Raw genomic sequence first — 4600 nt, forward strand, 5'->3', positions numbered from 1 at the left:
TGAATGTTACTCACGCTCAATTATTTTAAATTTCAGATTCGATCTTTTCGATAATACTTTTTACTCTTGCCGATATTTTAAAGGTTTTCGCCTTTTCAACATAAGCCTTTGCCTTTTCTTTATCCTTTTTACGAAGATTAATATTTGCCAAATGCACTAAGACAATCGCCTTATCGTTTTGATTACGCAATGGAAATCGACTAGCAATTTGAAAATGCTTCTCAGCCTCTTCATAATTATGTTTATGAAGCTCTAGATTACCATAAATAAACTCATAGAAACCACGCCTATGCCTTCCCAAACGATCGGGATCTTCAATTTCTTTTAACAGAATTTCAGCCTCTTCGTAATTTTTTGCATGAAACTCACGTGCCGCCATCACCACCGTACCTTCTCTAAAATAGCCCCAAATTAAGAAGCCAATCATTAAAACGGTAGCTGCTGTTACTTCATAAACTTGCTCATAGACAGTCCAAAAAAGTAAAAGCACAGCGATTCCAATAACCCAAAGACGGGCTTTTCTAGTAAGCATTCTTAATGATTATCAATAAATTTATAGCCTACCCCACGTATTGAATGAAAATAAGTTGGATTTTTCTGATCAGGCTCAAAATATTTACGGAAAGTTAGAATAAAATTATCGATGGTTCGAGTTGATGGATAAACATCATAATTCCACACGGTTTCAAGAATCTGCTCCCTTGAAACTGCCTCATTACGACGCTCAATAAGTAACTTAAGCAGCATTGTCTCCTTTTTGGTGAGTGGAGTAATAGTTCCATCATCACATTTTAATTCAAAAGAATTGAAATAAATTGTTTTATCTCCAATTTTGTATGAATTTAACTCCTTCAGCTGATCCCCTTTAAGGCTACGCTTCACAAGGTTTGCAACTCTTAAAATCAATTCCTCTAAGTTAAAAGGCTTTACCAAATAATCATCGGCACCCTTTTTCAAGCCCATAACACGATCTTCGCTGGTATTTTTAGCCGTTAAAAACATGATTGGGACTTCCGAATTTTCCAGGCGGATAGTTTCGGCAACCTGAAAACCATCTATTTCAGGTAACATCACGTCAAGAATAACAAGGTTAAAGCGTTCTTCTTTAAAAATTTTAAGTGCCTTTTTCCCATCTTTAGCCGCTGAAACTTTGTATCCCTCAAGTTCCAAATTTAATTTGATAGCCTCCAGAAGGTGCTCTTCATCTTCTACCAGTAGAATTCTTTGTTTAGTTGGCATGTGCGTTGAATATAACTTCGAAAATAGTTCCCGAAGGATTGTTGTTTTTTACTTTAATTGTAGCTTGATGTTTGTCAAGTACCTGCTTAACGATAAACAAGCCTAAACCTGTACCCTTCGTTTTGCGGGTTTCCTCACTTCCCACCCTATAAAATTTTTCAAAAATACGTGATTTTTCTTGATCATCGATACCAATCCCGGAATCTGCAACAATAAAAGAAATTTGATCGCCCTTTTGCTTCAAACTTATCTTGATTTCTGCACAAGGTGGCGAATATTTTATAGCATTCTCGATCAAATTTGTTAATACCGATGTAAGAGCAAACTTATCCCCATTTAAAAAAATCAAGGGTTCTATATTGGCCTTAATCACTTGAGAATTACATGTATTTAATTGCAAACGATCAGCAACAGCATTTACGAGTTGTGAGAAGTTAAATTGCTCTTTTGGAAAAGTATAAGACTGACTTTCAATTTTTGTGGCGATGAGCATGTTTTCCACCAAATCATCAAGACGTTCAATATCCTTTAATGAGTTAGTTAGAAATTTCTTCCTTTGGACCGCATCTAAATCTCTTTTAATGATTGTTTCCAAATATAATTTAATCGACGCTAAAGGTGATTTTAGCTCATGCGTTACAGAAAGCAGAAAATTACGCTGCTGATTATGTAATTTACGTTCACCTTTAATCGCTTTATGCATGTAAAAAGCACCTACTAGGAAAATAAATATAAAAACAGCGCTTTCTCCAATAATCATACCCAAACTATCTGGCTTTGCAGCAAGAAGGAGCCTACCCCACCATATCACCTGAATTACGGTGTATATAATCAGTCCATAAAATATGATAAGTGGCTTTTTCATGCTCTTTGTCCCTTGAAAACAATATCCAAACTTTCAAAAATAGCACGTTTTGCTTTTTCAAGTTCAGTTTTTGAATGTGCAGAGGAAACAAAGCCCACTTCATAACCCGAAGGACCGAAATAAATGCCTCTATTTAACAATTCACGGTGCATCATTTTGAATTTTTCCATACTTGCAGGATCGATATCTTCCGCACAGCTGATACTTTCTAAATCCGTAAAGGCAAACCAAAAAATAGATCCTATGGTAAAAACCTTGAATTTATAGTTATTAGCTGTAGCATAACGTTGAATCGACTCCACAAACTCGGAAGTTTTTGTATTCAAATCTTTATAGAAGTTTGATTTTGATAATTCCGTTAGTTGGGCAATACCTGCAGCCATGGCTACCGGGTTGCCCGATAAAGTTCCAGCTTGATAAACTGGTCCCTCAGGTGAAATCATACTCATGATTTCTTCAGAGGCGCCATACATCCCTACCGGCAATCCTCCACCAATAATTTTACCATAAGTAATAATATCAGGTTGGATATCAAAATAGCCTGCTGCACCTTCAAATCCAACTCTAAAACCAGAAATTACCTCGTCAAAAATCAAAAGAGATTTATTTTTTGTGCAAATGCTTCGCAGAAAGTCTAAGAACTCCTTGGTTTGAAGTAACAGTCCGTTGTTAGCCGGCACAGGCTCAATAATAACCGCCGCAATTTGATCTTTAAACTGCTCAAATGCCTGTTCAACGGCACCTATATTATTAAGAGGAATAACAATGGTTTCATCCGCGACTGATTTTGGGATCCCTGCGGAAGAGGTTTCGCCAAAAGTTACTAATCCAGAACCCGCTTTAACCAATAAAGCATCAAGGTGGCCATGATAGCAACCTTCAAACTTGATGATTTTATCACGCTTAGTATAACCACGAGCTAGACGCACTGCCGACATGACCGCTTCGGTACCAGAGCTCGTAAAACGAAGCTTTTTAATGAATTTATTATGCTTAAGAATTAACTCGGCTAATTGATTTTCAAGAGCTGTAGGAGCGCCAAAGCTCATCCCGTTCTGCATGACTTCAATCACTTTTTCACGTACTGCAGGGTGGTTATGTCCCAAAATCAAAGGACCCCAAGACGCACAAAAATCGATGAACTGATTGCCGTCCGCATCCCAAAGAAAACAGCCATCACCCCTTTGAATAAAAAGAGGAGTTCCATAAACCGATTTAAAAGCCCTAACTGGCGAATTTACTCCACCAGGAAAATAAGTTTTTGATTTTTCGTACAACTCTGCCGACTTCTCTCTTGAAATTTCCGGCTTTACTGTAGAATTAACAAGCGGTTCTTCATCCGATCCTGAAAATATTTTCTTTATTGATTCTAACATTTGAATTATTTTTAAAATCTGTTGTCAATTATCTGTTGTCAGTTGTCAGGCTAGGAGGATAAAATGTGGCTATAAACTATTAACCCTTCTGCTATATTTCCACTTTCAAATGCCGTCAGACTGCCAACTGCCAAACGCTACCATGCTCCTCAATTATCGCATGACTGTCAAACCCATCTGTCAACTTATAACCGCCAACTGATAACTTATAACCGCCAACCGATAACCCTTCTACATCCATCCTTTTTCAAGAATTTCACGAGCATGATACGTAATAATTATGTTGGCACCTGCTCTACTAAAGGCATACATATTTTCCATAATTACTTTCTGCTCATCAATCCAACCATTGGCAGCTGCAGCTTTTACCATTGAATATTCGCCAGAAACATTGTAACATGCAACTGGTAAATTGGTGCTAGCTCTTAAATTTTGAATAACATCCAAATAGGCCAATGCAGGCTTAACCATCAATATATCAGCACCTTCATGCTCATCTAAAGCAGATTCGCGAATAGTTTCTCGAGGGTTTCTAAAATCCATCTGGTAAGCTTTTCTATCCCCTTTACCCGGTGCTGAATCGGCAGCTTCCCTAAAAGGACCATAATAAGCAGAGGCAAATTTTATACTGTAACTCATAATGGCAGTATTTACAAGGCCATTTTGATCTAACTTTTCGCGCATACCGCGAATTCGTCCATCCATCATATCTGATGGCGCCACCATATCCGCACCTGCCTGAGCATGTACCAAAGCCATTTGTGCTAAAATATCGACTGTTTGATCATTCTGAACATAATCATTATGAAGAATTCCACAATGCCCATGTGTTGTGTATGCACAAGTGCACACATCAGTAACTACATAAATATCATCTGCGAAAGCCCTTTTTAACTCGCGCACAGCATTTGCCACTATCGAATTTTTATCAAAAGATGAACTAGCATCCTCAGTTTTATCTTCACCAACACCAAAAAGTAAAACTTTATTTAAACCCACTTTCAAGGATTTTTCTACATCCTTCAAAAGGGTATCAACAGAAAAATGATTGATACCGGGCATCGCATCGATACCATGCACAACATTTTTGCCGGGGACAACAAAATAAGGATAAATGAAC

The 4600-nt window shown here is 37.5% G+C and carries 5 protein-coding genes; all 5 read right to left on the reverse strand.

Annotation, left to right across the window (positions count from 1 at the left end):
* Window positions 1-25: 25 nt before the first annotated feature.
* Window positions 26-532, reverse strand: a complete 507-nt coding sequence (locus ACILQF_RS10725) for a tol-pal system YbgF family protein (protein WP_395627404.1) — start codon at window positions 530-532, stop codon at window positions 26-28.
* 2 nt (window positions 533-534) lie between these two features.
* Window positions 535-1239 (reverse strand): response regulator transcription factor, encoded by a 705-nt coding sequence (locus tag ACILQF_RS10730; protein WP_395627405.1) that lies wholly within the window; start codon window positions 1237-1239, stop codon window positions 535-537.
* On the reverse strand, window positions 1229-2104 hold the full coding sequence (locus ACILQF_RS10735) for a sensor histidine kinase (protein WP_395627406.1): 876 nt from the start codon (window positions 2102-2104) through the stop codon (window positions 1229-1231). The genes ACILQF_RS10730 and ACILQF_RS10735 overlap by 11 nt, the downstream gene beginning before the upstream one ends.
* A complete protein-coding gene (hemL, locus tag ACILQF_RS10740; protein WP_395627407.1) occupies window positions 2101-3480 on the reverse strand; it encodes a glutamate-1-semialdehyde 2,1-aminomutase in 1380 nt (459 codons plus the stop codon). Before hemL ends, ACILQF_RS10735 begins: the two co-directional genes overlap by 4 nt.
* A gap of 231 nt (window positions 3481-3711) precedes the next feature.
* Window positions 3712-4600: porphobilinogen synthase (hemB, locus tag ACILQF_RS10745; protein WP_395627408.1), on the reverse strand; the 889-nt coding region annotated here is incomplete at its 5' end.

The sequence above is a fragment of the Daejeonella sp. genome (genome assembly GCF_044232565.1).
Taxonomy (GTDB): domain Bacteria; phylum Bacteroidota; class Bacteroidia; order Sphingobacteriales; family Sphingobacteriaceae; genus Daejeonella.